Origin of the sequence: Bradyrhizobium sp. LA6.1, assembly GCF_040547805.1 — a bacterium.
In the GTDB taxonomy this organism is placed as follows: Bacteria; Pseudomonadota; Alphaproteobacteria; order Rhizobiales; family Xanthobacteraceae; genus Bradyrhizobium; species Bradyrhizobium barranii.
The window spans coordinates 289,786-313,285 of record NZ_JBEPQK010000001.1 but is presented as its reverse complement, the minus strand read 5'-3'; the positions used below and the strand labels follow the sequence as shown (position 1 = coordinate 313,285).

General features: G+C 64.6%; 22 protein-coding genes. 7 read left to right on the top strand and 15 right to left on the bottom strand.

Annotated elements, in window-relative coordinates; translation table 11 throughout:
- Window positions 1–135 precede the first annotated feature (135 nt).
- Window positions 136–726 carry a thiamine pyrophosphate-dependent enzyme gene (locus tag ABIB99_RS01430; protein ID WP_354174521.1) on the bottom strand — a complete coding sequence of 197 codons (591 nt, stop codon included), beginning with the start codon at window positions 724–726 and terminating at the stop codon, window positions 136–138.
- Window positions 723–1,265 carry a hypothetical protein gene (locus tag ABIB99_RS01425; RefSeq protein ID WP_014496966.1) on the bottom strand — a complete coding sequence of 181 codons (543 nt, stop codon included), beginning with the start codon at window positions 1,263–1,265 and terminating at the stop codon, window positions 723–725. The genes ABIB99_RS01430 and ABIB99_RS01425 overlap by 4 nt, the downstream gene beginning before the upstream one ends.
- 108 nt (window positions 1,266–1,373) lie before the next feature.
- On the opposite strand from ABIB99_RS01425, the gene ABIB99_RS01420 reads away from it, so the two are divergent.
- The 3 genes from ABIB99_RS01420 (at window position 1,374) to ABIB99_RS01410 (ending at window position 5,966) form a co-directional block, all read left to right on the top strand.
- Complete coding sequence (locus tag ABIB99_RS01420; protein WP_354174519.1) at window positions 1,374–2,606, top strand: cytochrome P450; 1,233 nt, start codon at window positions 1,374–1,376, stop codon at window positions 2,604–2,606.
- A gap of 75 nt (window positions 2,607–2,681) precedes the next feature.
- Window positions 2,682–3,899: an ornithine--oxo-acid transaminase gene (rocD, locus tag ABIB99_RS01415; RefSeq protein ID WP_354174518.1), complete on the top strand. Its 1,218-nt coding sequence runs from the start codon at window positions 2,682–2,684 to the stop codon at window positions 3,897–3,899.
- Between the two features lie 420 nt (window positions 3,900–4,319).
- Window positions 4,320–5,966: a Spy/CpxP family protein refolding chaperone gene (locus ABIB99_RS01410; RefSeq protein WP_354174516.1), complete on the top strand. Its 1,647-nt coding sequence runs from the start codon at window positions 4,320–4,322 to the stop codon at window positions 5,964–5,966.
- Between the two features lie 138 nt (window positions 5,967–6,104).
- Here the strand turns inward: ABIB99_RS01410 and ABIB99_RS01405 are convergent, their stop codons facing one another.
- The 10 genes from ABIB99_RS01405 to ABIB99_RS01360 form a co-directional block, all read right to left on the bottom strand.
- Window positions 6,105–6,350, bottom strand: a complete 246-nt coding sequence (locus ABIB99_RS01405; RefSeq protein WP_354174514.1) for a hypothetical protein — start codon at window positions 6,348–6,350, stop codon at window positions 6,105–6,107.
- A 792-nt stretch (window positions 6,351–7,142) separates the two neighbouring features.
- Window positions 7,143–8,006 carry a sugar phosphate isomerase/epimerase family protein gene (locus ABIB99_RS01400; protein ID WP_354174512.1) on the bottom strand — a complete coding sequence of 288 codons (864 nt, stop codon included), beginning with the start codon at window positions 8,004–8,006 and terminating at the stop codon, window positions 7,143–7,145.
- Complete coding sequence (locus ABIB99_RS01395) at window positions 8,006–9,196, bottom strand: dihydrodipicolinate synthase family protein (RefSeq protein ID WP_063984767.1); 1,191 nt, start codon at window positions 9,194–9,196, stop codon at window positions 8,006–8,008. Before ABIB99_RS01395 ends, ABIB99_RS01400 begins: the two co-directional genes overlap by 1 nt.
- Window positions 9,197–9,206: 10 nt before the next feature.
- Complete coding sequence (locus ABIB99_RS01390) at window positions 9,207–10,358, bottom strand: Gfo/Idh/MocA family protein (RefSeq protein WP_063984768.1); 1,152 nt, start codon at window positions 10,356–10,358, stop codon at window positions 9,207–9,209.
- The gene (locus ABIB99_RS01385; RefSeq protein ID WP_354174509.1) at window positions 10,355–11,752 is read right to left on the bottom strand and encodes an enolase-like domain-containing protein; all 1,398 of its coding nucleotides are present in this window, start codon (window positions 11,750–11,752) and stop codon (window positions 10,355–10,357) included. The genes ABIB99_RS01390 and ABIB99_RS01385 overlap by 4 nt, the downstream gene beginning before the upstream one ends.
- A 4-nt stretch (window positions 11,753–11,756) precedes the next feature.
- A complete protein-coding gene (locus tag ABIB99_RS01380) occupies window positions 11,757–12,605 on the bottom strand; it encodes an ABC transporter ATP-binding protein (RefSeq protein WP_231144403.1) in 849 nt (282 codons plus the stop codon).
- On the bottom strand, window positions 12,602–13,594 hold the full coding sequence (locus tag ABIB99_RS01375) for an ABC transporter substrate-binding protein (protein WP_354174507.1): 993 nt from the start codon (window positions 13,592–13,594) through the stop codon (window positions 12,602–12,604). The genes ABIB99_RS01380 and ABIB99_RS01375 overlap by 4 nt, the downstream gene beginning before the upstream one ends.
- 62 nt (window positions 13,595–13,656) lie before the next feature.
- The gene (locus tag ABIB99_RS01370; protein WP_354119758.1) at window positions 13,657–14,466 is read right to left on the bottom strand and encodes an ABC transporter permease; all 810 of its coding nucleotides are present in this window, start codon (window positions 14,464–14,466) and stop codon (window positions 13,657–13,659) included.
- A gap of 321 nt (window positions 14,467–14,787) precedes the next feature.
- Window positions 14,788–15,495, bottom strand: a complete 708-nt coding sequence (locus tag ABIB99_RS01365; RefSeq protein ID WP_193375680.1) for a TetR/AcrR family transcriptional regulator — start codon at window positions 15,493–15,495, stop codon at window positions 14,788–14,790.
- Window positions 15,496–15,719: 224 nt separating this feature from the next.
- Window positions 15,720–16,568 (bottom strand): VOC family protein, encoded by an 849-nt coding sequence (locus ABIB99_RS01360; RefSeq protein ID WP_354174902.1) that lies wholly within the window; start codon window positions 16,566–16,568, stop codon window positions 15,720–15,722.
- Window positions 16,569–16,774: 206 nt separating this feature from the next.
- On the opposite strand from ABIB99_RS01360, the gene ABIB99_RS01355 reads away from it, so the two are divergent.
- Entirely contained in the window at window positions 16,775–17,668 is an 894-nt protein-coding gene (locus tag ABIB99_RS01355) for a sugar kinase (protein ID WP_014496984.1), read from the top strand.
- A 19-nt stretch (window positions 17,669–17,687) separates the two neighbouring features.
- Window positions 17,688–18,602 (top strand): ribokinase, encoded by a 915-nt coding sequence (locus ABIB99_RS01350; protein WP_354174503.1) that lies wholly within the window; start codon window positions 17,688–17,690, stop codon window positions 18,600–18,602.
- Here ABIB99_RS01350 and ABIB99_RS01345 read toward each other — a convergent pair whose 3' ends face one another.
- Entirely contained in the window at window positions 18,603–19,823 is a 1,221-nt protein-coding gene (locus tag ABIB99_RS01345) for an NAD(P)/FAD-dependent oxidoreductase (protein WP_354174501.1), read from the bottom strand.
- Between the two features lie 228 nt (window positions 19,824–20,051).
- Between ABIB99_RS01345 and ABIB99_RS01340 the strand changes: the two genes are divergently transcribed.
- Window positions 20,052–20,846 carry an enoyl-CoA hydratase/isomerase family protein gene (locus tag ABIB99_RS01340; RefSeq protein WP_063986567.1) on the top strand — a complete coding sequence of 265 codons (795 nt, stop codon included), beginning with the start codon at window positions 20,052–20,054 and terminating at the stop codon, window positions 20,844–20,846.
- Entirely contained in the window at window positions 20,843–21,424 is a 582-nt protein-coding gene (locus ABIB99_RS01335) for a histidine phosphatase family protein (RefSeq protein WP_063984774.1), read from the top strand. The genes ABIB99_RS01340 and ABIB99_RS01335 overlap by 4 nt, the downstream gene beginning before the upstream one ends.
- Here ABIB99_RS01335 and ABIB99_RS01330 read toward each other — a convergent pair.
- Together ABIB99_RS01330 and ABIB99_RS01325 are read right to left on the bottom strand one after the other, a co-directional pair.
- On the bottom strand, window positions 21,417–22,757 hold the full coding sequence (locus ABIB99_RS01330) for a TRAP transporter large permease (RefSeq protein WP_063984775.1): 1,341 nt from the start codon (window positions 22,755–22,757) through the stop codon (window positions 21,417–21,419). The genes ABIB99_RS01335 and ABIB99_RS01330 overlap by 8 nt on opposite strands.
- The gene (locus tag ABIB99_RS01325; RefSeq protein ID WP_063984776.1) at window positions 22,754–23,332 is read right to left on the bottom strand and encodes a TRAP transporter small permease; all 579 of its coding nucleotides are present in this window, start codon (window positions 23,330–23,332) and stop codon (window positions 22,754–22,756) included. The genes ABIB99_RS01330 and ABIB99_RS01325 overlap by 4 nt, the downstream gene beginning before the upstream one ends.
- Between the last annotated feature and the right edge of the window lie 168 nt (window positions 23,333–23,500).

The window sequence follows — 23,500 nt, the reverse complement described above, 5'->3', positions numbered from 1 at the left end:
GAGTAAGCACTCACCCACGCAAAAGTCAAGCAGAATGCTGCGGCGCAACCTATGTGGGTACAAACTTGTTGGAAAATGGCCACACTTCCCCGCCCGGAGGGCCCGGAACGTTGCTCAGGACGGAGCCAAGCGGCGCTAGATCGGCTGGAAGCCGAGATCGCCACGGATCCGGTTGACGATGTAAGTTCCGTCCCGGACTGGGAGAATCCGTTCCAGGCTGGCGCTGTCGATCTTCACATTGGCAAATCGCGGCCCCGCCGAGACGTCGTGGACGGCTTTGGCGAAGGCCTCGACCTCGGCCATGGTCGAGATCGCGCGGGCGTCCCCAATGCCGCAGGCCCTGGCGACGCCGACGAGGTCGGCAGCCGCGGAGGTGTGGCTGGTCTGACCGCCGGTCTCGCCATAGGCCTCGTTGTCGAGCACCACGATCGAGAGATTGGACGGCTTCTGCAGGCCGATGGTGGCAAGGCTCCCCATCCCCATCAGCATCTCGCCGTCGCCGGTGATGACCAGCACCGGCAGTTTTGGTTGCGCCAGCGCCAGGCCAAGCCCGATCATCGCCGCGCCGCCCATGCCGCCCCAGAGGTAGAAGTTGCGCGCGTGGTCGCCGGCGGCACACATGTCGTTGGTGGAGGCCCCGAGGCCGCCGATCGCAACGACATCCTTGCGGTTCGCAAGCAGGGTGGACACCACCTGGCGGCGGTCGAGGAGATTGGCCTTGCTCATTTGGTGAAAACCTTGGCGCCGATCAGGCGCTGCGACAGCAGAACGGCGGTGGGCGTGAGTGCGTTGTAGGCCTGCGCTGCGGCCGCCTCCAGCACCGCCGGCACCTCGGCCGCATTGGACGCGCGCAGCACCTGGACGCCCGAGAGCTCGAACACGCCCTGCGTGGTCGATCCCATCGGCACCTGCCACGGATTGAACTCGCCCCACTCGCCGCGCATGGTCACGAGCGTCAGGAACGGAAAGCGCAGGATCGGGATCAGCGACAGCATGTTGATGCAATTGCCGACCCCGCTCGACTGCATCAGAAGCACGCCGCGTTGTCCGCCCGTCCAGGCCCCGGCCAGGAGCGCGACGCCCTCCTCCTCCGTCGTCAGCGGAATGCCGCGCATCGTGGATGAGGCCAGCACGCGCTGGATCAGCTTCGAATGGCCGGCATCTGGCACGTAAGGCACCTGCCGGACGTCGAAGCGTTGCAATGTCGCGAAAATATCGTCGGGCCAATTCGGGGCCGTGTCGGCAGCGTCAGCGCGGGCGTGCATTTTCCTGTCCGGTCGGCTTGCAAATCACGACACGACTGTAGACGGTGAGCCGAGCCGCTCGAAAGAGCGAAAACAGCATATCGGTCTCAACCGGCGAGTATGGCGGCGATGAACGCAAGTGCGAAAGAACTGGCGGCCAATTTCGATCTGGAGAAGCTGACACCCGAATTCTACGACGATCCCTACCCGACTTATCGTGCACTGCGGGAAAACGAGCCGGTCAAGCGCCTCCCCAACGGCACTGTGTTCCTGACCCGCTATGACGATCTCGTCACCACCTACAAGAACACAAAGTCCTTCAGTTCGGACAAGAAGCGCGAGTTCGCGCCGAAATACGGCGACACCCCGCTTTACGAGCACCACACCACGAGCCTCGTCTTCAACGACCCGCCCGCCCACACCCGCGTACGCCGCCTGATCATGGGCGCGCTGTCGCCGCGCGCGATCGCGGGGATGGAGCCTGATATCGTCAAGCTGGTCGACGGCCTGCTCGATGCCATCGCCGCCAAGGAGGCTTGCGAGCTGATCGACGACTTCGCCGCGTCGATCCCCATCGAAGTGATCGGCAATCTGCTCGACGTTCCCCACGACGAACGCGAGCCGCTGCGCGACTGGTCGCTGGCGATCCTCGGTGCGCTCGAACCGGTGGTGTCGCCCGAAGTGGCTGCGCGCGGCAACAAGGCGGTGAAGGACTTCCTCGCCTATCTCGAAACCCTGGTCGCGCGCAGGCGTCAAAAGCCGGGCAATCCCGAGCGTGACGTGCTGACGCGCCTGATCCAGGGAGAAGGCAACGGCGAGGAGAACGGCGAGCGGCTGACCGAGAAGGAGCTGCTGCACAACTGCATCTTCCTGCTCAATGCCGGGCACGAGACCACCACCAATCTGATCGGCAACGGCCTCGTCGCGCTGCACCGGAATCCGGACCAGAAGCAGCGGCTGATCGAAAACTCCGACATGATCAAGACTGCGGTCGAGGAGATGCTGCGCTACGAGAGCTCGAACCAGCTCGGCAACCGCATGACGACAGAGAAGATCGAGCTCGGCGGCGTCATGCTCGACGCCGGCACGTCGGTGACGCTGTGCATCGGGGCGGCCAACCGCGATCCCGCCCAGTTTCAGGAGCCCGAACGCTTCGACATCGCACGCACGCCGAACCGGCATCTCGCCTTCGCCACCGGCGCGCATCAATGCGCCGGCATGGCGCTGGCGCGGCTCGAAGGCGCGATTGCGATCTCGCGCTTCCTGGCGCGCTTCCCGAACTATGCCGTGAGCCGCCATCCGGTGCGGGGCGGGCGGGTGCGGTTCCGCGGCTTCCTGAGCGTGCCCTGCTCCATAGGTTGAGGCCCGCGGGCATCATTTCGAACGAGCCACGCATTATCTGTTAGAATGCGTGAGACACGTGAGCTGGAGTGGCGAATGAGTAGTCCGCCAGTCGCTGATTTCATCTCGAGGGAGGCGCGCTTCGGCGCCCGCAATTACGAGCCGCTTGGCGTTGTCCTGTCGCGCGGCGAAGGCGTCTTCGTTTGGGACACCCAGGGCAACCGATATCTGGATTGCCTCTCCGCCTATTCGGCGGTCAACCAGGGCCATTGCCACCCGAAAATCCTGGCCGCCATGGTCGAGCAGGCCGGCCGATTGACCTTGACCTCGCGTGCATTCCACAACGACCAGCTTGCTCCCTTCTACGAGGAGATCGCGGAACTCACCGGCTCTCACAAGGTGCTGCCGATGAATAGCGGAGCCGAAGCCGTTGAGAGCGCGATCAAGTCCGTGCGCAAATGGGGCTATGAGGTGAAGGGGGTGCCCGACGGGCAAGCCGAGATCATCGTCTGCGCCAACAATTTCCATGGACGCACCCTCGGTATCGTCGGTTTCTCGACCGACACGGCCACGCGCGAACATTTCGGCCCCTTCGCGCCGGGCTTCAAAATCATTCCCTTCGGCGATCTTGCCGCGCTGGAAGACGCCATCACGCCGAACACCGTCGCCTTCCTGGTCGAACCCATCCAGGGCGAAGCCGGCGTCATCATTCCACCGACAGGCTATTTCACCGGGGTGCGCGAGCTCTGCACGGCGCACGACGTGATGCTGATCCTCGACGAGATCCAGACTGGACTCGGCCGCACCGGCAAGTTGCTTGCGGAACAGCATGAGGGCATCGAGGCGGATGTGACCCTGCTCGGCAAAGCTTTGTCCGGCGGTTTCTATCCCGTCTCGGCCGTGCTTTCCAACAACGAGGTCCTCGGCACGCTGAAACCGGGTCAGCATGGCTCAACATTTGGTGGCAATCCGCTCGCCTGCGCGGTGGCGCGGGCGGCGCTCCGCGTTCTCGTCGAGGAAGGGATGATCGAGAACGCTGCGGTGCAAGGTGAACGCTTCCTGAAGGGCCTCAGAAGCATCCGCGCCAACACGGTGCGCGACGTGCGCGGACGCGGGCTGATGCTGGCGGTCGAGCTCAACCCTGAAGCCGGCCGTGCGCGCCGCTACTGTGAGGCTCTGCAGACCGAAGGTATCCTCGCCAAGGATACCCACGAGCACACGATCCGCTTCGCCCCGCCGCTGGTGATTACCAGTGACCAGGTTGATTGGGCCTTGGAGAGAATCGCTGCCACCCTGACGCAGGATTTCGCGTGAGGTCTGCCTGCGTCGGAAGACCGCAAGGCCGCTGACAGTCAACAACGAACGATTTCGCCGCCTGCGCGTTGAACGGTTCCGGGCGACTGGGACGAGCGTGGAGTTGCGATCATGCTTCCGCGTGCCGTGTGCCTTTCGGCGTTTTTGGTCGGTGTCTCGATGCTCGCGGCGAGCGTCGGCGCGTCCGCCCAGGACCATCGGGGTGGACCACCGGGAGCGGCTGCCCGACCGGCAGCGCCGCCCGCGATGGCCCGACCGGCGGCGCCACCTGCGATGGCGCGTCCCGCCGCGCCGGCATTTCATCCCCCACCCATGCCGCAGCGGCCGGCCATGGCGCCGAATCCGGCGCCTCGCATGGCCTCCCCGTTGCCGCGCCCGGCACCGCACTTCGCGGCACCGCCGCAGCGAGCTGCCCCGCACGTGGCGGCACCGCGACCTGAATTCCACCGCGCGCCGGCAGCTCCGCAACGTCCGGCGATGGCACCGCCGCCGACGCCGCATATTGCCGCCCCCTCACACCCCAGCGCGCCGCCGGCCGTGAGCGAGCGGCCGGAACGGCCGCGCGAGACGCTGTCGCGCCAAGCCTCGGAACGCCAGGGCCGCATCGACCACTTGCAGCAGCGTGTGCAGACATTGCAGTCGCAAAAGCCGGAAGGCGCGGGAGCGCAACGCGAGCAGCAGCGGTTGCTGCAGTCGCAGAATAGGCTGCTGGAGCGCGAGCAGCGCGTCCAACAGCGTGAGCAGCACGTCGAGCAGCGACAGCGCGAGATGCTGTCGCGCCAGACCACGGAGCGCCAGACCCGCATCGATCGCCTCCAGCAACGTGTGCAGACATTGCAGTCGCAAAAACCGGACGGCGCACGCGCGCAACGCGCACAAGAACGCGCACTGACGGCGCAGAACCGCCTGCTGCAGCGCGAGCAACGCGCGCAGCAAATCGATCTGGCGCGCCAGCAGAGGCTGGGACTGCAGGCCCCCGCTGCAACAGCCGCAGCGGCTGCCGCCGCGCGCGGGCGGTTTGCGGCGCACTTCCGCGAGCGGGCGACTGCGCAAACCCAGGCGGCCCTCGTCACCCGCCACAGCGGCTGGGCTCCCCGGAAGGCCTGGCGACACCGCCATCCCGCGGTGTTCGTGGCATGGCTTGGGCCCGTGTTCTGGCCTTACGCCTATTCCGACATTTTTGACTACACGTTCTGGTCCTATGCCTACGAGCCCGGCTATTGGGCGTACGCGTATGACGACTTCGTCGACACCGTGTTCTGGGGCGATGACAGTCCCTATTCCGCCTATGCCAGCACCAACCCGAATGACTATCCGCAAGCCGGCGGCGGCACCCGCGCGCGCCAGCGCGCCAGCGTGAGCCCGCAAACGCTGCAGCAATTGTGCGGCACGCCGGACAAGGGCGTCACCGCTTGGCCGCTCGACGATATCACGCGGGCGGTGCGGCCGACGGCGGAGCAACGCGCGCTGCTCGACGCGTTGAAGACCGCGGCGGCCAACGCCGCCGGTGTGTTCAAGGACTCCTGTGCGGAAACTTATGCACTGACGCCGCCTGGCCGCTTGCGGGCGATGATGAACCGCGTCAGCGCGACACTGGATGCGGTCAAGATCGTGCGACCGGCACTGGAGACTTTCTACAACTCGCTCAGTGACGAGCAGCAGGCCCGCTTCAACGCGCTCGGCCCCAACATCGGCGACCGCTCGCCTCGGCAGCAGCAAGCCAGTGCCCAGGAAGCCAGTGCCGAAGGCTGCGGCGATCCGAAGTCCGGCCTGACCCAGTTGCCGATCCAGAGGATCGAGGCTGTGCTTCACCCCGCGGGCAAGCAGAAGGAAGCGCTCGACCGCCTCAGCGAAGCGACAGCGAAGGGCGTTGAGGGCCTACAGGCGGCCTGTCCGAATGATGTGCCGCTGACGCCGGTCGGACGACTGGAGGCGATGCAGCACCGGCTCGAGGCCATGCTTCAGGCCGCCAAGCTGGTCGAGCCCGCCCTTGACGAGTTCTATGCCACGCTGAGCAGCGAGCAGAAGGCGCGCTTCAACACGCTGCAACAGCTCGCAGGCCCGTGACGGCGGCGTCGCATTCTCTCGTTGCAATGCGAGCAGCGGCCGAACGACGCGGGGCGCCGTCATCGCCCTGCTCCACAGCCGCTTCTCTCCGTGAGAAGTGCGGCGGCGCGGAATGCAAACAACCGCCTCGTCTCGACCTCACGCGACGGAAATCGTCTTCGGTCCAGCGTCATTCGCGGTTGGGATCGCCTGAGGCCGCTCTTTCTCATCCGCGCTATTGGCGTTGCATTGCTGGGAGTGAGCAGACAACTCAAGATCGGCCAGATGGTCCCAGTATTCTGCTTCTGCGAGCAGCTTCCATTTGTTCATGCTGTTGTACGCGGCCTGTTGGCGGCACAGCGAACCCATCGCACGCAAGCGCTGTACTCTCTCCACTGCCTCCACTGCGAACCTCCCTTCGCGCCAGCTTGTTTACAAGCGCATTTATGTTGTCACAATTTCGCAGATTGAATTGCCGAGTGATAGTCCGGTGTTTGACGGTCAATCGATGATAGCGCAATCGTCTGACTTTTCACCGACGTGAGCAGCTCCAACCCTGAGAGCTAGCCGAGCTCTCAGCGCCGCGGCACCTTCGGCCAGCGCTGTACGCAGGCACGCAACAAGACTCGCGTCGGACGACGGGTTCCTAGGTCGCAGGTGCCTTCCATTTCAGGACTGAAATCTTAATTGTCAGCGGCCTTCCCGCGATAGTGGTTAGCTGGCGATCAGACCGGGCCGGACAAGGTTTGATCCCGAAACTATTTTGGCCCGGCACATTGGACTGCAAGACCGCCTTCGGGCGGTCTTTCCTTATCGCCGTAATAGAACTGGCCTGGGGCTGGAACACGCCCGGGCCTCCGGCAAAAGTCGCTAGCGTTGCCCCGCCGATCACAACAATGGCCCCGACGATTGCACGTCGGGGCCATCCAAGATCATCAGGCGTGGGTACATCCGCCGTGCCTGCCGATCGTTGATGCCACTGATTACCGCATCCGATCTGGCGCAGACCGTGGCGAGGCTGCGGCATCGGGATGATATCATTCTGCCTGAAAGCTGACGGCTGTCCACCTCTCGTTGGTGGTACTCCAACCGGCTCGCTGAATCGCCCGAGCCCGCCGCTTCGGTGCCGTCAAGCGGAAGGCGCACTTCAACACGCGGCAACAAGTCGCAAGCCCGTGAGGACAGCGCGCGTGGGAGCTACACCACCGTCCTGTGCCGTTCGATGCACGTGCGCAGCACCTCGTCCATCGGCTTGCCCCACCAGTCGTTGGAGAAGATCTCGATCTCCGAATAACCGGCATAGCCTTGCGCTTCGACAGCGGCGCGCGCCGATTGGATGTCGATGACGCCGTCGCCCATCATGCCGCGGTCGTTGAGGATGTCCCTGGTCGGCACCAGCCAGTCGCAGACATGGAACGCGAGCAGGCGATCCTTGCCGGCGCGCGCGATCTGGGCCATCAGCTCCGGATCCCACCAGATGTGATAGACGTCGAGCGCGACGCCAAGCATGCCGCTGCGGCCGGGGTCGAGCCGATCGCAGATGTCGAGCGCCTGTTTCGTCGTGTTCACGCAAGCGCGGTCGGCTGCATAGGCCGGATGCAAGGGCTCGATCGCCAGCGGCAGCTTTGCCTGTCTGGCATAGTCGAGCATCTCGGCGAGTGCCTCCTCGACCTGATCGCGCGCGGCGACGATGTCCTTGGACGCCTCACTGCCCGGCCGCGAATATTGCGGCAGACCGCCAACGACGAGAACGATGCAGGGCGCGCCCAGCGCCTTGGCCTCATCCACGCAGCGGCGGTTGTCGTCGCGAACCTCGCCGCGACGCGATGCGTCCGAGGTGAACATGCCGCCACGGCAGTAGCCCGACAGCTCGAGGCCGGCATCGCGCACCGCGCGCGCGGCGCGATCCAGACCGACGGAAGCGACCTGATCGCGCCAGGGATCGATGGCGCGGATGCCGTGCTTCGCACAGGCATCGATGATCTCGACGAGGTCACCCTGCTTGCGGACCGTCGCCGTGTTGAGTGACAGCCAGCGATGGTCGGACGAGAAATCGCGCATCAGTCTTCCAGTCCGTGCGAGGCCAGCACGGTCTTCATCCGCCGCATCGCCATTTCAGGATTGGCGAGCAGGCCGGCCTGATCGGCCAGCCGGAACAGCTCGGCCAGATGCAGCATCGAGCGCGCGCTCTCCTGGCCCCCGACCATGGTGAAGTGGTCCTGATGGCCGTTCAGATACGCCATGAAGACGACGCCGGTCTTGTAGAAGCGCGTCGGCGCCTTGAAGATGTGGCGCGACAGCGGCACCGTCGGCCCCAGCACGTCGTGGAAGCCGGCCTCGTCGCCAGCCGCGAGCCGCGACAGCGCGTAGGACGCTGCAGGCGCGATGGCATCGAAGATGCCGAGCAGTGCGTGCGAAAAGCCTTGGCTATCGCCGGCGATCAGCTCCGCGTAATTGAAGTCATCGCCGGTATACATCTTGATGCGCTTGTCGAGGCGGCGGCGCATGTCGATCTCGCGCTGCTTGTCGAGCAGTGAGACCTTGACGCCATCGACCTTGGCGGCGTTGTTGTTAATGATGGCCACCGCAACGTCCATCGCCTTGTCCAAATCCTTGGTGCCCCAATAATCCGTCAACGCCGGATCGAACATGTCACCGAGCCAGTGGATGATCACGGGCTCGCGGACCTGCGACAGCACGCGGTTGTAGACCTTGGCGTAATCGTCGGCGCTGCGGCCGAGTTTTGCGAGAGCACGCGACGCCATCAGGATGATGCGGCCGCCGACCTTCTCGACGGCCGAGAGCTGCTCCTCATAGGCGCGAATGACGTCGTCGAGGCTCTTGGCATCCTCGACCGCAAGATGATCCGTACCTGCGCCGGAGAACACCAGCGCATTGCGCCGCTTGGCGGCACCGACCGAGCGGGTGATCAGCTCCAGCGAAGTCGGCCAGTCCAACCCCATCCCGCGTTGCGCGGTGTCCATGGCTTCGGCGACGCCGAGGCCGAGGTCCCAGACGTGCTCGCGGAAGGCGATGGTCTTGTCCCAGTCGACAGCGGCGGAGAGCCAGGGATCGTTGTCCGCAAAGGGATCGACGACCGTGTGCACGGCCGAGAACGCGATGCGGTTCAAAGGGCCTTCGAGTTTTGCGGGGAACGTGCGCGAGGCCGCGAGCCGATAGGTCTCGATCGAGCGATCGGCCTTCGGCAGTTTCAGGGACAACGACGACATCGGCTGGACGGGCTTGTTCATGTGTCCCTCCTCAGGCCTTGATCGGGGCGACGTCGATCCAGCGCCGCTCCTTCCAGCTCTTCAGCGCGCATTCAGCGAGCTGCACGCCCTTGACGCCTTCGAGCAGTGTGAACTTGTAGGGCGCGTCCTCGTAGACGTGGCGGATGAACATCTCCCACTGCTCCTTGAAGCCGTTGTCGTAGGTGACGTTGTCAGGCAGCTTCTGCCAGTCGCCGTAGAAGTCGTGCAGCCGCTTCTCGTCGGGATTCCACACCGGCCGGGGCGTTGCCTGCCGCGCCTGGATCATGCAATCCGACAGGCCCGCGACCGCCGAGCCGTGTGTGCCGTCGACCTGGAAGGTGACGAGGTCGTCGCGATAGACGCGCGTCACCCAGGACATGTTGATGTGGGCGATGACGCCGCCCTCGAGCTGGAAGGTCGCGTAGGCGGAATCATCCGCGGTCGCCTTGTATTTCTTGCCCTGCTCGTCAAAACGCTCGGGGATGTCGGTGTTGCCGATGCAGACCACGCTCTGGACGTTGCCGAAGAGATTGTCGAGCACGTAGCGCCAGTGGCAGACCATGTCGAGGATGATGCCGCCGCCGTCCTCGTCGCGGTAGTTCCAGGACGGTCGCTGCGCCTCCTGCCAACCGCCTTCGAACACCCAATAGCCGAATTCGCCGCGCACCGAGAGGATGCGGCCGAAGAAGCCGGAGTCACGCAGGAAGGCGATCTTCTTCAGGCCGGGCAGAAACAGCTTGTCTTGCACCGTGCCATGCTTGACGCCCTTTGCGTTGGCGAGCTTAACGACCTCGAGCGCCTCCTCGAAATTCGTCGCAATCGGCTTCTCGCAATAGACGTGCTTGCCGGCATTGATCGCCTGGGTCAGCAGGCCGGGGCGGGCCTGCGTGGTCGCTGCGTCGAAGAACATGATGTCGTTCTTGTCGGCGAGCGCCGCATCGAGGTCGGTGGTCCAGCGCGTGATGTTGTAGCGCTTGGCGAGGGCTTCGACCTTGTCGGCGCTGCGGCCGACCAGGATCGGATCGGGCATCACGCGGTCGCCGTTCTTCAGCCGAACGCCGCCCTGCTCGCGGATCGCGACGATCGAACGGATGAGATGCTGGTTGAGCCCCATGCGGCCGGTGACGCCGTTCATGATGAGGCCGAGGCGTTGGGTGGTCATGCCAATTGCTCCTGAAGTGATTTTGGCTGTTCGAGCGGACGGAGCGCCGACCAGTCCGGATGGACCGATGTCGCAAAGCCCGTTGCGGTCAGCGATCCCGTCAGGAGATCGCCGTTGTGAATGGAGAGCCGGATGCCCTGCCCGGCGTCGGCGTAGAGATCGGGATGCGCGGCCGCGAAGGCCTGCGCTTCGGCGGCAGGCGTCTCGCCAAAACCGTCGACATAGTGATGGCCGTTGCGCTCGGCATGGGTAACGCCGATGAACGCACCGAGCGCGAGATCCTGCTGCACGGCGAGACCTGCCTGGCAGGTCAGGTCCTCACCCGTCACGAAGAACCGCGCGCCGTCCGTGCTCCATTTCGCTGCGCGGGTCGCATTGACGATGGACTTGTAGAGGCCCTTGCAGGATTTCGAGGAAATGCCGCAATAGCCGAGCGCGCGCGCCGCCGGGAACGCATCGTAGGAATCGTCGGCCTCGTCGATGATGAAGCCGTGCGCGGCGAGCGAGCCGAGCGGCGACTGCCGCGTGATATCGCGCGGCATCGGCTGTTCGACATAGAGCAGCCGTGACGCGATCGACCGCAGCGCTGCATCGTGGTCGAGCCGGTCGGTCAGCGCATGCAGTGCGGAGAGATCGGCATACTGTTCGTTGGCGTCAAGCGTCACCTTGTAGTCACGCCCCAGCGTATCGAGCTCCTTGCCAATACGCGTCAACCGAGCCGCATCAGCCGCGAAATCCCCTGATAGCTTCAGCTTGAAGTAATTGGCACCGGCGTTCTCGCGTGCATCGGCAACACCGCCCTCACCTTCGACGGTATCGTCGAGGCCCACGGTGTGCCTGATGGCAACGCGCGGCAGCGGCTTTCGGCCCGCGAGAAACTGCGCGATATCCGTTTCCTTCAGGTCAGGAGAAAGTCGCGCATCGATGCCCGCGACGTTGCCAACCATGCCGTCGAAAAAGTTGGTTTCAACCCCACGCAGCAGTGCGTCGAGGATCGCCTTGTCGATTTCCGCGGGGCCATAAGCCGCCGCAAGCGCCGGAATATTCTTTTTCGCGCAAGTCGCGATCTGGGCACAGATGCACGAGGCATGCAGATCGAACGCCGTCAAGAATCCAGTCCGCGCAAGATAAAGGCCCCGCGCAATCTCCAGCGAACGCCGCAGGCCGTCGACCGTCTGCGCCGGCGACAGCTCCGGCCGCTTGTCGAACCATTTTGGCACCAGCAGCTCGGCGCTGGCACCGACCGCGCTCCCCCTGCCCTCGACCTCGATCTCGACCCGCACGAACAGCTGCGGCGTCGCGTTGATGGTGATCGCGCCAAAGCGGAACGGCCGCGCAAAATGCACGGGACGTTCAAAGAACGCGATGTCTCGCAGCTTCAGGCGCGGCGCCATGACTTCAATCCAGCGAACCTTGCGAGAAGAAATGCTTGCGGATGCGTTGCACGAGCTCGGTGAAGACAGGATCGGCCATCACATCGAGCGAACGCGGGCGCGGCAGCGGCACGTCGTAAATCGCAGCGATCGCGCCGGGCCGCTCGGTCATGACCAGCACGCGGTCGGCGAGGAACACGGCCTCGGGAATCGAATGCGTGATCAGGAGCACCGTCTTCCTGGTCTCGCGCTGGATCCGCATCAACTCGACATTCATGCGCTCGCGCGTCAACGCGTCGAGCGCGCCGAACGGCTCGTCCATCAGCATGATCTTGGGATCGTGCACCAGCGCACGGCAGATCGAGGTTCGCTGCTGCATGCCGCCCGAGAGCTGCCAGGGTAGCTTCTTCTCGAAACCTTCGAGGCCGACCAGCTTCAGCAGCGCCTTGGCGCGATCGAGATAGTGTTGTCGTGGCAGCCGCTTCATGTCGATCGGCAGCATCACGTTCGCGAGGATGTTGCGCCAGGGCAGCAGCAGCGCGTTCTGGAACACGATGCCGACATTGCCGTGCGGCTTCGTGACCTTCTCACCCTCGACCAGGACCTCGCCTGACGTCGGCGGCAGCAACCCCGAGATCAGCTTGAGCAGCGTGGACTTGCCGCAACCGCTTGGGCCGACCACGACGAAGAATTCGCCGTCGTTGATGTGGAAATCGAGCGGACGCAGCGACGGCACGTCGCCGTCGCGCGTCCGGTAGGTCTTCGACACGCCGGAAAGTTTGATGCCCGACGCATCGCCGGCAGCCCGGTCGCTCACCAGTCTCAGATGCGCGGCCTGCTGCACGATTTCGCTCACGACTGCGGCTTGCTTCACGATCCGCTCTTCGGCAGATAATCGTTGGTGTAGAAGGCCTTCGGGTTCTCCTTGGCCTTGGCATCCAGTCCGCCATATTCGACCATCAGATTGACGGAGTCCGTCATGTTCTGGTCGGTGACCTGGAACGGCCGCTTGCTCTTGGTCTCCGCGGTCCGGTAGAGCGGAATGGTCAGCTCAAAGCCCTGCGTCAGGGTGTCGATCTTGCCGCCCTTGGGGTTGGCATCGAGGATCGATTGCGCAGCCGCCTTCGGCTCCTTCTCGGCGGCTTCGACCGCCTTGGTCGTCGCCGACATGAAGCGGCGGACGAGGTCGGCATTGGCCTTCACATAGTCGGCGTTGGCGATGATGCCGGAGGAGACCATGTTGATGCCGTAGTCGGCGAACTTGATCGGGAACACGTCCTTTCCGGTAGCGTCCTTGATCTTCATCGACTGGTCCATGACGTAGCCGAGCAGCAGATCAGCCTGGCCGTTGATGACGGCATTGAGCTTGGTCTGGCCGTCGCCGGCGACCGTCTGGAAATCGCTCTCCTTCAGGCCGGTCTTCTTCAGGAACAGCGGCCAGATCTGGGTCATGGAATCGGCCGGTGTGATCGCCACCGTCTTGCCCTTGATGTCCTCAGGCTTCCTGATGTTCTTGTCGACGAAGCCCATGGCCGACATCGGGCTGGTCTGGAGCAGCACGCCGGTCGCGACGACAGGTGCGCCCTTGATTGCGGCGCGCATCATGGTGGGGATGTCGACATAGCCGAAATCGGCGGTCTTGGCGGCCACGGCCTGCGTGGTCGCAGCCGAGCCGCGGCCTTCCTGGATCTCGAGGTCGATGCCCTCGGCCGCATAGATGCCCTTGGCCTTGCCGTAATAGAACGGCGCGTGCTCGCCATAGACGTACCAGTTCAGCATCAGCACGACCTTGTCGGCGGCCTGCGCGGGCATCGTCGCAAACACCATCAGCGCAGCCGAGACAGCTCCTATCCACCGCTTCATCGTTTCTCTCCCTTGCCCTTGTTGCGTCGGCCGTTGATGGCCGTTCGTTGCCTTAGTTTTTGTTACGAGGCGAAAATCACGTCTTCGCGCTGGCTGACATGCCAGGGAATGACCAGCTTCTCGATCCGGTCCACGATCCAGAACAGGATCACGCCGAGCAGCGCCAGGATCACGAGCGCTGCGAACATCGTCGGCAGGTCGAACGTGCCGATCGAGCGCTGCATCACGTAGCCGATGCCGGAATTGGAGCCGACGAATTCGCCGACGACAGCGCCGACCACGGCCAGCGTCACCGACACTTTGAGGCCTGAGAAGATCGCCGGCAGCGCATGCGGCAGGTTCACCGCGAGGAAAACCCGGAACCGGCTGCCCTGCATGGCGCGCGCGAGATCGACCATGTCAGGGTCGACCGACTTGAAGCCCTGCACGGCGGAGACCACCACCGGGAAGAAGCCGAGCAGGAAGGCGGAAATCACTTTGGGAATGATGCCGAAGCCAAACCACACCACGAACAGCGGCGCGATCGCGATCTTCGGCACGGATTGCGAGAACACCAGCAGCGGATAGACATAGCTCTCCACTGTCTTCGACCCCGCGATCAGCATCGCAACGGGGATGCCGAACAGCGCCGACAGCAGGAAGCCGCAGACGGTGGCATAGGTGGTCGGCCAGGACTGGCGCAGCAATTCCGGCCATTCGGTGCGCAGCACCGCGACGACGTCGGCCGGCGCCGGGATCTGATAGGCGGGGATCCTGAACAGGCGGATCGCAAGATCCCAGGCGACGACGATGAAGACCAGGAACAAAAACGGCCGGACCCAGGCCGCATTCAGCATCTTGGATACCGCACCTTGCGGCTTCAACTCAGCCACGTCTCACTCCCGGCATTCTTCTTCGTTCGGGGGAGAAATTAACTCGTTGGATAAATACTGTCCAGAGCTTTCCCTGTGACGTTTTGTGCCGGTTCCTGGCCTCCTCTCGTGTCCCGGACGTGCTGCTGCGCTACGTCCGGGGCACGAAACCGCCTCACCCTCGGTGTCATTCCCCGCGAAGGCGGGGAATCCAGTACGCCGCGGCTTCTCGGTTCAATCTCAACCGTCTCTGGAATACTGGATTGCCCGCCTTCGCGGGCAATGACGGCGGAGATTGAGGAAACGACGGACGATTAGTCCACCAACGCGCGGACTAGGCCGCTAAACCGTCTGCGCCACCGCGCTGCGCGACTTCGGCGCCTTGGCGATCTCGAACAGCGCGGTCGATCGCCCCGTCAGCGCGGCCAGCACGAGGCCGACCATGTGCGAAAGCCGCTCGTCCTTGGCGTCCTTGGCCAGCAGATCGCGGCCGAAGATCACGCTCAACGTGGCCGAATTGGAGAGATAGAAGAAGCAGAGCCCCGCGATCGAGATGTAGAGCTGCACCGGATCGACCGCGACCTGGAAATCGCCGCTGTCGACGCCGCGCCGCACCACGGTGCGGATCATCTCGACGAAGGGCGAGTGCATCGACTTGACCTTGGTCGAGCGCTTGAGGTGCTTTGCGCGCGCGAGGTTCTCGGTCTGGAGCAGCGACAGGAATTCCGGGTTGCGCAGGAAGTAGTTCCAGGTGAACTCGATCAGCCGGCGGATAGCTTCGGGCGGATCGAGATGCTCGAGATCCAGCCCCCGCTCCTCGCTGCGGATCTTGTCATAGGCGCCTTCGAGCACCGCGAGATAGAGCTCGTCCTTGTTGCCGACGTGATAATAGAGCATGCGCTTGTTGGCGCCGGCCTTCGCCGCGATGCGGTCGACACGCGCGCCGGCAAGGCCGTGGGCCGAAAACTCCTGCTTGGCGGCTTCGAGAATGCGCAGCCGCATCCCCTCGGGGTCGCGCTGCCATTTCAGAGTTCGCTTTGCCTTCGCCAAACCGGTTGCTCGCTGGGGGCTGTCATGACGTGTGTAACACGCGGGCGGGCGTTTGAGAACGATCTCGTGCCCCGGACGCAGCTTCGTAGGGTGGGCAAAGGCGCATTTGCGCCGTGCCCACGTCTTCTCATCAATTGGGCAAAGACGTGGGCACGCTCCGCTTTGCCCACCCTACGGGAGTCTTCGTCGCATCCGCACAACGACGCGGGAAGAGTACGGCCCCTTCAATCCACCGGCTTCGGCGAGCGCTCCAGCAGCACCGTCTGGATCCCGCAGGTGCCGTTCCGCACCGTCATGATCCGCGTGCCCGGCTTGCGGCCGTTGCGCACCTCGGTGACGTCGAGGCCGGCGGCGAGCAGGCGGGCGCGCGTGGCGTCGATGTCGGCGACCCGCCAGCTCAGGCCCCAGAGACGGTCATGCACGGAATCCCCGCCCGCCACGGGGCGGCGCACCACTTCGACGATGAGGTCGCCGCAGCGGAAGAACATCAGCTGGCCCCAATCCTGGTGCGAGCGGTCCAGTGCGAGATCAAGGCCGAGCCGCGCGCCATAGAGCGCGGCGGCGCGGTCGGAATCCTCGGTGGTGACCACGACGTGGTCGAGCCCGTCGATCGGCGCGATGTCGGTCGCAGCCGACAACGGCCGCTCCTCGGCGAGCTCGAGGAAGAACATGCGCACGCCGCGCGTCAATTCGGTGGCGGCACGCGTGCGTTTCCAGTGCAGGATTGCGCCGCTCGCGACGTCGCTGCTTTCGACCTCGGCGACCGGATCAGGCCTCAAGGCCACCCGCTCCAGCCGCCGGTGCATCTTGCTCATGTCTGCGACACGAAAGCACAGGCTGGCGAGCACGCCCTCGCGATCGTCGAGCAGCGCGCGGATCCGGTCCGCCGCAACGTTAAAGCCGCTCGGCGCCATCAGCTCGATCGTCATGTTCGCAAGCGTGAACAGCACGCGGTCGGCGCCCTCGCCGGAATTCTGCCAGGCCGGCGCGCGCCCGAGCAGCGTCTGATACGCCGCCTTGGCCGCACCGATATCCCTCACCAGGGCGACGACGTGATCGAGGCCGGTGATCATCATTCCCCCCTTGATCGACCTGGAACCATCCCGAAGGACGGCGTTTGTCCGGGCTTGGCATGGACCGGTGATGGTCGTATTCCGGCCCCATGCCGACCTCAAGCGCTCGGGCGGCAGATTTGCGAATAATTTCAGCGTCCCCAGAGCGGAACCGGTGTTAGAGTAAGCTCGCCGGCCGGGACCACCCAGCGCATCACGGACAACCAATGCAGGCTCTCTTTATCGGTCAGACCTATATCGACGTCGTCTTCATCACCGACCACATGCCGACCGGCGACGAAAAGCACGTGGCAACGGACTACGCGGTCTCCTTCGGCGGCAACGCGGTGACGGCGGCGTTCTGCTGCGCGAAGCTCGGCATCGTGCCCGATCTCATCGCCACGGCGGCCAATGACTGGCTGGGGCGGATGTTCCAGGACATGTGCGCGAAATACGCAATCTCGCTGCACGGGCGGAAGGTGAACCAGTCCTCGCTGTCCTTCATCATGCCCAAGGACGGCAAGCGCGCCATCGTCCGCTGCCGCGACGACGAGCACATCCATCCGTTCCCGATGCTCAATCTCGGCGGCTGCCGCGCCCTGCACATCGACGGCCATCAACCCGATGCCGCGATCCACTATGCAAAGGTCTGCCGCGAGGCCGGCATTCTGACCTCGCTCGACGGCGGCGGCCTGCGCACCAACACGCATGAGCTGCTCGCATTCATCGACGTCGCCATCGTCGCCGAACGCCTGTGTGAGCAGATGGACCTGACGCCCGAGAAGATGCTCGACTACCTCAAGAGCCGCGGCTGCAAGATCGGCGGTGTCACCATGGGTGAGAAGGGCCTGCTCTGGTACAATGAAACGGGTGCGGTCGAGGTCATGCCGGCGATGCCGATCCCGCGCGAGCGCGTGATCGACACCAACGGCGCCGGCGACGTCTTCCACGGCGCCTATGTCTATTCCTACCTCGCCCATCCCGGCAAAAGCTGGCGCGAGCATTTCGACTTCGCCCGCGCCGCCTCGACGTTCAAGATCCAGCGCCTCGGCAACGAGGCCGGACTGCCGACCCTTGTGGACATCGCCAAAGTCAGGCACGAGTTCGAAGTCAGGGTCTAGGGCTTTGTAAGGGCATATCATGGGGCGCGTCTTTATCGCCGGCAGCATCAACATGGATGTGGTGGCGACCGCCGATCGCCACCCCAAAGTCGGCGAGACCGTCGCCGGCCGGCAGGTGCTGTATTTTCCCGGCGGCAAGGGCGCGAACCAGGCCGTCGCGGCGTCGCGACTCGGCGTGAAGACCACGCTGATCGGCCGGCTTGGCAAGGATTCATTTGGCGCTGAGTTGCGGACGTTCCTCGGTGCGCAGGGCATCGAGCTCGGCTCTGTTCGGGACGCCGACACGCATAGCGGCACCGCGATCATCACGGTGGCAGCCTCCGACAACACCATCGTCGTCATCCCCGGCAGCAATGCGCTGGTCGGCGCCGACGATGTCGCGGACGTTCCGCTGGCGAAGGGCGATGTGGCCGTCAGCCAGTTCGAGATTCCGCTGCCGACGATTGCCGCCTTCTTCCAGCGCGCCCGCAGCGCCGGCGCCACGACGCTGCTCAATCCGGCACCCGCGCAAAAGATGTCCGCCGAGCTGCTGGCGCTCGTCGACATCCTCGTGCTGAACGAGACCGAGCTCGGCTTCCTCGCGGGCGTGGAGCTCTCCGACGGCGACGAGGCCGCAACAATCATCGACGTCGCGCGACAACTTCAGGCACGCGAGGACCAGACCATCTGCGTGACGCTCGGCAAGCGGGGCGTGCTCGCGCTCGCCGGCCGCGAGGAATTCGCGGTGTCCGGCCGCGCGGTGAAGGCGGTCGACACCACCGGCGCCGGCGATTGCTTCGTCGGCGCGCTTGCGGCGCAGCTGGCGGAGGGCGTGTCCCTGCGTACCGCGCTCGCCTTCGCCAACGCGGCCGCCTCGATCAGCGTGCAGCGGATGGGCGCCGGGCCGTCGATGCCGACGGCCGCGGAAGTCGCCGCCGTCATCAAGGCCGGATGATCAGGCCAGCGCACTCTTCAGGTCGAAGCCTTCGTCCGCGGCCTGCTCTGGCGTGATCGAGCGCTCCAATCCGAACAGGCGGCGACCGAACATGTGGTCGCCGGCACGGTTGACCGACTCGATGCCGAGCAGTCTGTCGCCCTTGTAGCAGAACGCCGAGAACGCTTTCTTCGCGGGATCGCCGCGCAGCACGACGCGGTCATAGCCGGTGGTCAGCCCCGCCATCTGGAGCTTGTCGTCGCCCTGGTCGCTCCAGAACCAGGGGTGACCGTCGTAGGCCTTGCGGTCGCCGGTCAGCCGCGCCGCGAGGCAGCGGGCGTGATCGGTGGCGTTCTGCACCGATTCCAGCCGCTGCGATCCGCCGAAGCGCGGACTGGCGAACAGCGCGCAGTCGCCGATCGCGGAGATGTCAGGATCGGACGTCGAGAGATATTCGTCGACGATGATGCCGGCGGCGACGGCAAGCCCCGCCTCCGCCGCAAGCTCGATGTTCGGCAGCACGCCGACACCGACCACGACGAGGTCGGCCGGCAGATGCCTTCCGTCGCTCAAGGAAACGCCGGTGACCTTGCCGCCCTCAGCCTCGATCGAGGTTGCCTGCACACCGAGGTGAATGCGGATGCCGGCCTCGCGATGCCGCGCCTGAAAATACTCCGAGACCTCCGCCGTCACCGCGCGCGCCATCACGCGCGGGGCGAGTTCGAGCACGTCCACCTCGAGGCCCTTGATCCGCGCGGTGGCCGCGAATTCGAGGCCGATGAAGCCGGCGCCGATCACCACGACACGCGACTTCGACGGCATGATCTGTCGCAGCGCCTCGCTGTCGTCGAGGATGCGCAGATATTTCACGTCGGGCAAATTCGCATTCGGCAAATCAAGCAGCCGGTTGCGCGCGCCCGTGGCCAGCACGAGGTGGCCGTAAGGCAGCGTCTCGCCGGATGCGAGATGCACCTTGTGGCCGGCGCGATCGATCGACACCGCGCGGCCCCCAATCAGCTCGATCTTCTGATCCTGGTAGAATTTCTCCGGCCGGAACATCAGGCTCTCCGGCCCGGCCGAGCCCTTGATATAGGCCTTGGACAGCGGCGGCCGCTGATAGGGCAGATGCGCCTCGTCGTTGATCAGGCAGACGCGGTCGGAAAAGCCCGCCTGACGCAGGGATGCCGCGACCTGGTAGCCGCCATGGCCGGCACCGACAATGATCACCGGACCACCCGTCATTGGAACAGCCCATTTCCGGAGACACGAGCGTCACCCATGTCGTCTCCTCTCTCGCTGATATTGGCTTGGCTTGCCCAGGAGGAGCCGGCGCTCGTGTCCGTTCCTAAACGAAGGCGGCCCCATTTGAGCCCATCATTCCGTCCTGCGCAAGAGCGGCATGCGGGGATTGTCCCCCCCGACCTTCTGCGATTTAGTTGCAGCAACGACCTCATGCCGGGGATATTCCAGATGCCAGCTCCCGTCTCAAAACCCGACGATCCCGCCCTGCTGCGGATCGACGGCCCGATCGCAACCATCACGCTCAACCGCCCCGCCGCGTTCAACTCGATCAACCTTGCAATTGCGCAGAAGCTCGAACAGCTCGCGGCCTATCTCGAAGGCGCCGACGACATCAGGGTCGTCGTGCTCGAAGGAGAAGGCCGCGCCTTCTCAGCCGGCGGCGATCTGCAGACGATCGGCGCTGCGGCCGAAACCGGCACGGTCACGCCGGTCGTCGGCGAGCTGCTGAAGCATTATCATGCCTTCATCGAGATCATCCGGCGCATGCCGAAGATCTCGCTGTCCAGCGTGCACGGCTCGGCAGCCGGCGCCGGCATGGGCCTCGCCTTCGTCACCGATCTCTGCATCGCCGCGGAGGATGCCAAGTTCACGCCGGCCTATGCCAAGATCGGGGTGTCGCCGGACGGCGGCTCGACGGTCGGGATCGTCGGTACGGTCGGATCGCGACGTGCGCTCCAGATCTTCCTGTCGGAGGACAGTTTTACCGCGCAGCAGGCCTATGAATGGGGCCTGGTTGCGAAGGTCGTCCCCGCCGCGGAGCTGAAGGCGGCCACGCGAAAACTCGCCGAGCGCCTGGCGCAGAATCCGCCGGCGGCGATCGCCGGCACCAAGTCGCTGGTCTACCAGGCCGGGACCACACCGGTGAAGCAGCAGCTCGATGCCGAGGAGCAGAAGATCATCATGGCGATGAACACGGAGGATTTCCGCGTCGCCGTGAAAAAATTCACGAGCAAAGGCAAGTGAGCGCGCCGGCACCGGCGCGCTCGTTCTGCGGCCTGCGCCACGGCGCGACCGACTGGAACAGGCAGGGGCTGTTTCAGGGACGAACCGACAACCCGCTGAACGCGGACGGCCTTGCGCAGGCGCACGAGGCCGCGGACATGTTGCGCGGTACCGGCATCAGCCGCATCGTCGCGAGCCCGCTGGTGCGCGCGGCGCGAACGGCCAAGATCATCGCGGACGCCATTTCGGCGCCGCTCTCGATCGACGACGGCATCATCGAGTTCGATTTCGGAAGCTTTGAGGGCCTCCCTGTCCGCGACCTCATGATCAAGCACGGCGTCAACTCAGCGACGGGCCTCGTCTCGATCCTGCCCGCCGACGGCGAAAACTGGGACGCCATGACCGATCGGTCGCTGGCTTGCGTATCCGCATGGCTCGACCGTCATCCTGACGACGACTTCCTGTTCGTCTGCCACGACGCGGTGATGCAGGGAATGGCGAAATCGCTCGCCGGCAGCTATTTCAAGAACAGCCACGGCACGCCGTTTCGCTACCTCCGTGAAGGCGAGCAATGGCGCGTCGAGCAGCTCGTCACTTAGGACAGATGTAGCCTGTCCCCGCCGGCGACTTGAAGCAGCCGACCGATTCCGGCAGCACTTTCTGCGGCAGCCACAGCACCACGCTCGGGAAATAGATCGCGAACGCGATCGTGGCCAGGAACACCACATAGATCGGCAAGGCGGCGCGTAAGGCCTTGGCAAAACTGATGCCGACGAATTTCGAGGCCATCAGCAGCACCAGGCCGTATGGCGGCGTGATCAGGCCAAAGGCGAGCGTGGCGATCAGCACCACGCCCATATGCACGGCGTTGATGTCGCCGGCCTCGGTCAGCGCGTTGACCAGCGGCATGAAGATGATGATGGTCGGCACCGGCTCGATGAAGTCACCGACCACGGTGAAGAGCAGCACCATCAGCAGCATGATCAGATGCGGATCGTTGCCGGCAATCGAGGTGATCATGTCGGCGATGTAACTCGCACCGCGTAAGTAAGCGAGCATCCAGCCGAAGGCATTGGCGGCGCCGATGGTGATCAGCGGCAGCGAGAAGATCAGGCCTGCAAGGCAGAAATCGTATGGGATCTTTTTGATATGCCCGCGGTTCAGCGCGGGGATCACGACGACGACAATCCAGACCACCGCAACGACGCCGGCTTCCGTCGGCGTGAACCAGCCGGTGAGGATGCCGCCGAGCAAAATGACAGGGATCATCAGCGGCAGGGCGGCGTCACCCGCGGCGAACACCACCTGCCGCAGCGGCGCGCGCGGCTTGCGCAGGCCGGAAGGGCCGAAGAAGTAGCAATAGATCATCAACCCGAAGCCGATCATCAGCCCAGGCACCACGCCCGCCATGAACAGGCCGGCGATCGAGACGTTGCCGACGGCGCCATAGACCACCGCCGTGATGCTCGGCGGCACCAGCGCCGCGATGGTCGAGGCAGACGCGATGATCGCGGCGATGAAGGCGGGCTCGTAGCCCTCGCGCTTCATCGGGCCGCCCAGCGCACGGCTCATCACGGCGACGTCGGCGGTGGTCGAGCCCGACATTTCCGAGAAGAACATGCTGAAGACGACGACGACCTGCGACAGCCCGCCCCTGATGTGCCCGACCAGCGATACTGACAGGTTGGCTATTCGTACCACCACGTTGGCCGAGCTCATGAGCTCGCCGACCAGCAGAAAGAACGGGATCGCCAGCAACGCCTCGGAGTCCACGCCGTCAAATATCTTCTGGATGATCGCGGCCAGCGAGACATCCGACAGGATCGCACCGATGAAGACGCCGGCCATCAGCGAGAACGGCACGGGCACGCCGAGATAGCCGAACGACAGGAAGCAGATCGACATCAACGCCAGGACAACAGGTGCGCTCACGGCTGCGCCCTCATCTGCACGTCCGTGATGACGGGCGCTCCGTCCTCTTCGGGCGGCTCGTGATGGTCAAAGCCGTTGCGCAAGCCGTTGACGAGCTGCTCGATGGTGAACAGGCCGATCAGCACGCCAGACAGCGGGATGATCGCATAGAGCGAGGCGATCGGGGTGCCCGACGGCAAGCGAAAGCTGCCGAAGCCGCGAAGATAGTTCTGATAGCCGTACCAAATCAGGCAGAAGGCGACGCCGAGCACGACGAGACGAATGATCACTTCGACGATCAGCCGCGCCGTGCCGTGCATCGCTTCGGAGATCGCGGTGAGATAGAGGTGATCGTTGCGTCGGGTCGCGACCGCGGTCCCGACGAAGATCGCATAGATGAACAGCGTCGAGGTGACTTCCTGGAGCCACAGCCAGGGGTGGCCGATGGTGCGTGTGACGATGTCGGCGGTGACCGACAGCGAGAAGCCGAAGCAGAGCACGCCGCAAAGGATCATCAGCGCAAGCTCGAGCCAGTCGAGCCAGCGCCACTTGAGGTGACGCTGGCGTTGAACGAGCAGTTTGTCGGCGACGGCCATTCAATTTCCCCTTCGTCCCGGAGCTATCGCATGTGACAGCTGGGAAGCTGCCGAACGTGCTCGGCCTGCATGGTTCGAGACGCCCGCTTTGGCGGGCTCCTCACCATGAGGGTCTAAAATCTCGCCGGAAAGCACGACCTCATCCTGAGGGCCCGCCATAGGCGGGCG

Coding starts and splice junctions, on each gene's coding strand:
- ABIB99_RS01385 (WP_354174509.1), bottom strand. CDS start 11,752: ATGGCGCCGCGCCTGAAGCTGCGAGACATCGCGTTCTTTGAACGTCCC.
- ABIB99_RS01350 (WP_354174503.1), top strand. CDS start 17,688: ATGGGGCGCGTCTTTATCGCCGGCAGCATCAACATGGATGTGGTGGCG.
- ABIB99_RS01360 (WP_354174902.1), bottom strand. CDS start 16,568: ATGATCACCGGCCTCGATCACGTCGTCGCCCTGGTGAGGGATATCGGT.
- ABIB99_RS01345 (WP_354174501.1), bottom strand. CDS start 19,823: ATGACGGGTGGTCCGGTGATCATTGTCGGTGCCGGCCATGGCGGCTAC.
- rocD (WP_354174518.1), top strand. CDS start 2,682: ATGAGTAGTCCGCCAGTCGCTGATTTCATCTCGAGGGAGGCGCGCTTC.
- ABIB99_RS01420 (WP_354174519.1), top strand. CDS start 1,374: ATGAACGCAAGTGCGAAAGAACTGGCGGCCAATTTCGATCTGGAGAAG.
- ABIB99_RS01355 (WP_014496984.1), top strand. CDS start 16,775: ATGCAGGCTCTCTTTATCGGTCAGACCTATATCGACGTCGTCTTCATC.
- ABIB99_RS01325 (WP_063984776.1), bottom strand. CDS start 23,332: ATGGCCGTCGCCGACAAACTGCTCGTTCAACGCCAGCGTCACCTCAAG.
- ABIB99_RS01340 (WP_063986567.1), top strand. CDS start 20,052: ATGCCAGCTCCCGTCTCAAAACCCGACGATCCCGCCCTGCTGCGGATC.
- ABIB99_RS01400 (WP_354174512.1), bottom strand. CDS start 8,006: ATGCGCGATTTCTCGTCCGACCATCGCTGGCTGTCACTCAACACGGCG.
- ABIB99_RS01430 (WP_354174521.1), bottom strand. CDS start 726: ATGAGCAAGGCCAATCTCCTCGACCGCCGCCAGGTGGTGTCCACCCTG.
- ABIB99_RS01375 (WP_354174507.1), bottom strand. CDS start 13,594: ATGAAGCGGTGGATAGGAGCTGTCTCGGCTGCGCTGATGGTGTTTGCG.
- ABIB99_RS01390 (WP_063984768.1), bottom strand. CDS start 10,358: ATGACCACCCAACGCCTCGGCCTCATCATGAACGGCGTCACCGGCCGC.
- ABIB99_RS01395 (WP_063984767.1), bottom strand. CDS start 9,196: ATGAACAAGCCCGTCCAGCCGATGTCGTCGTTGTCCCTGAAACTGCCG.
- ABIB99_RS01425 (WP_014496966.1), bottom strand. CDS start 1,265: ATGCACGCCCGCGCTGACGCTGCCGACACGGCCCCGAATTGGCCCGAC.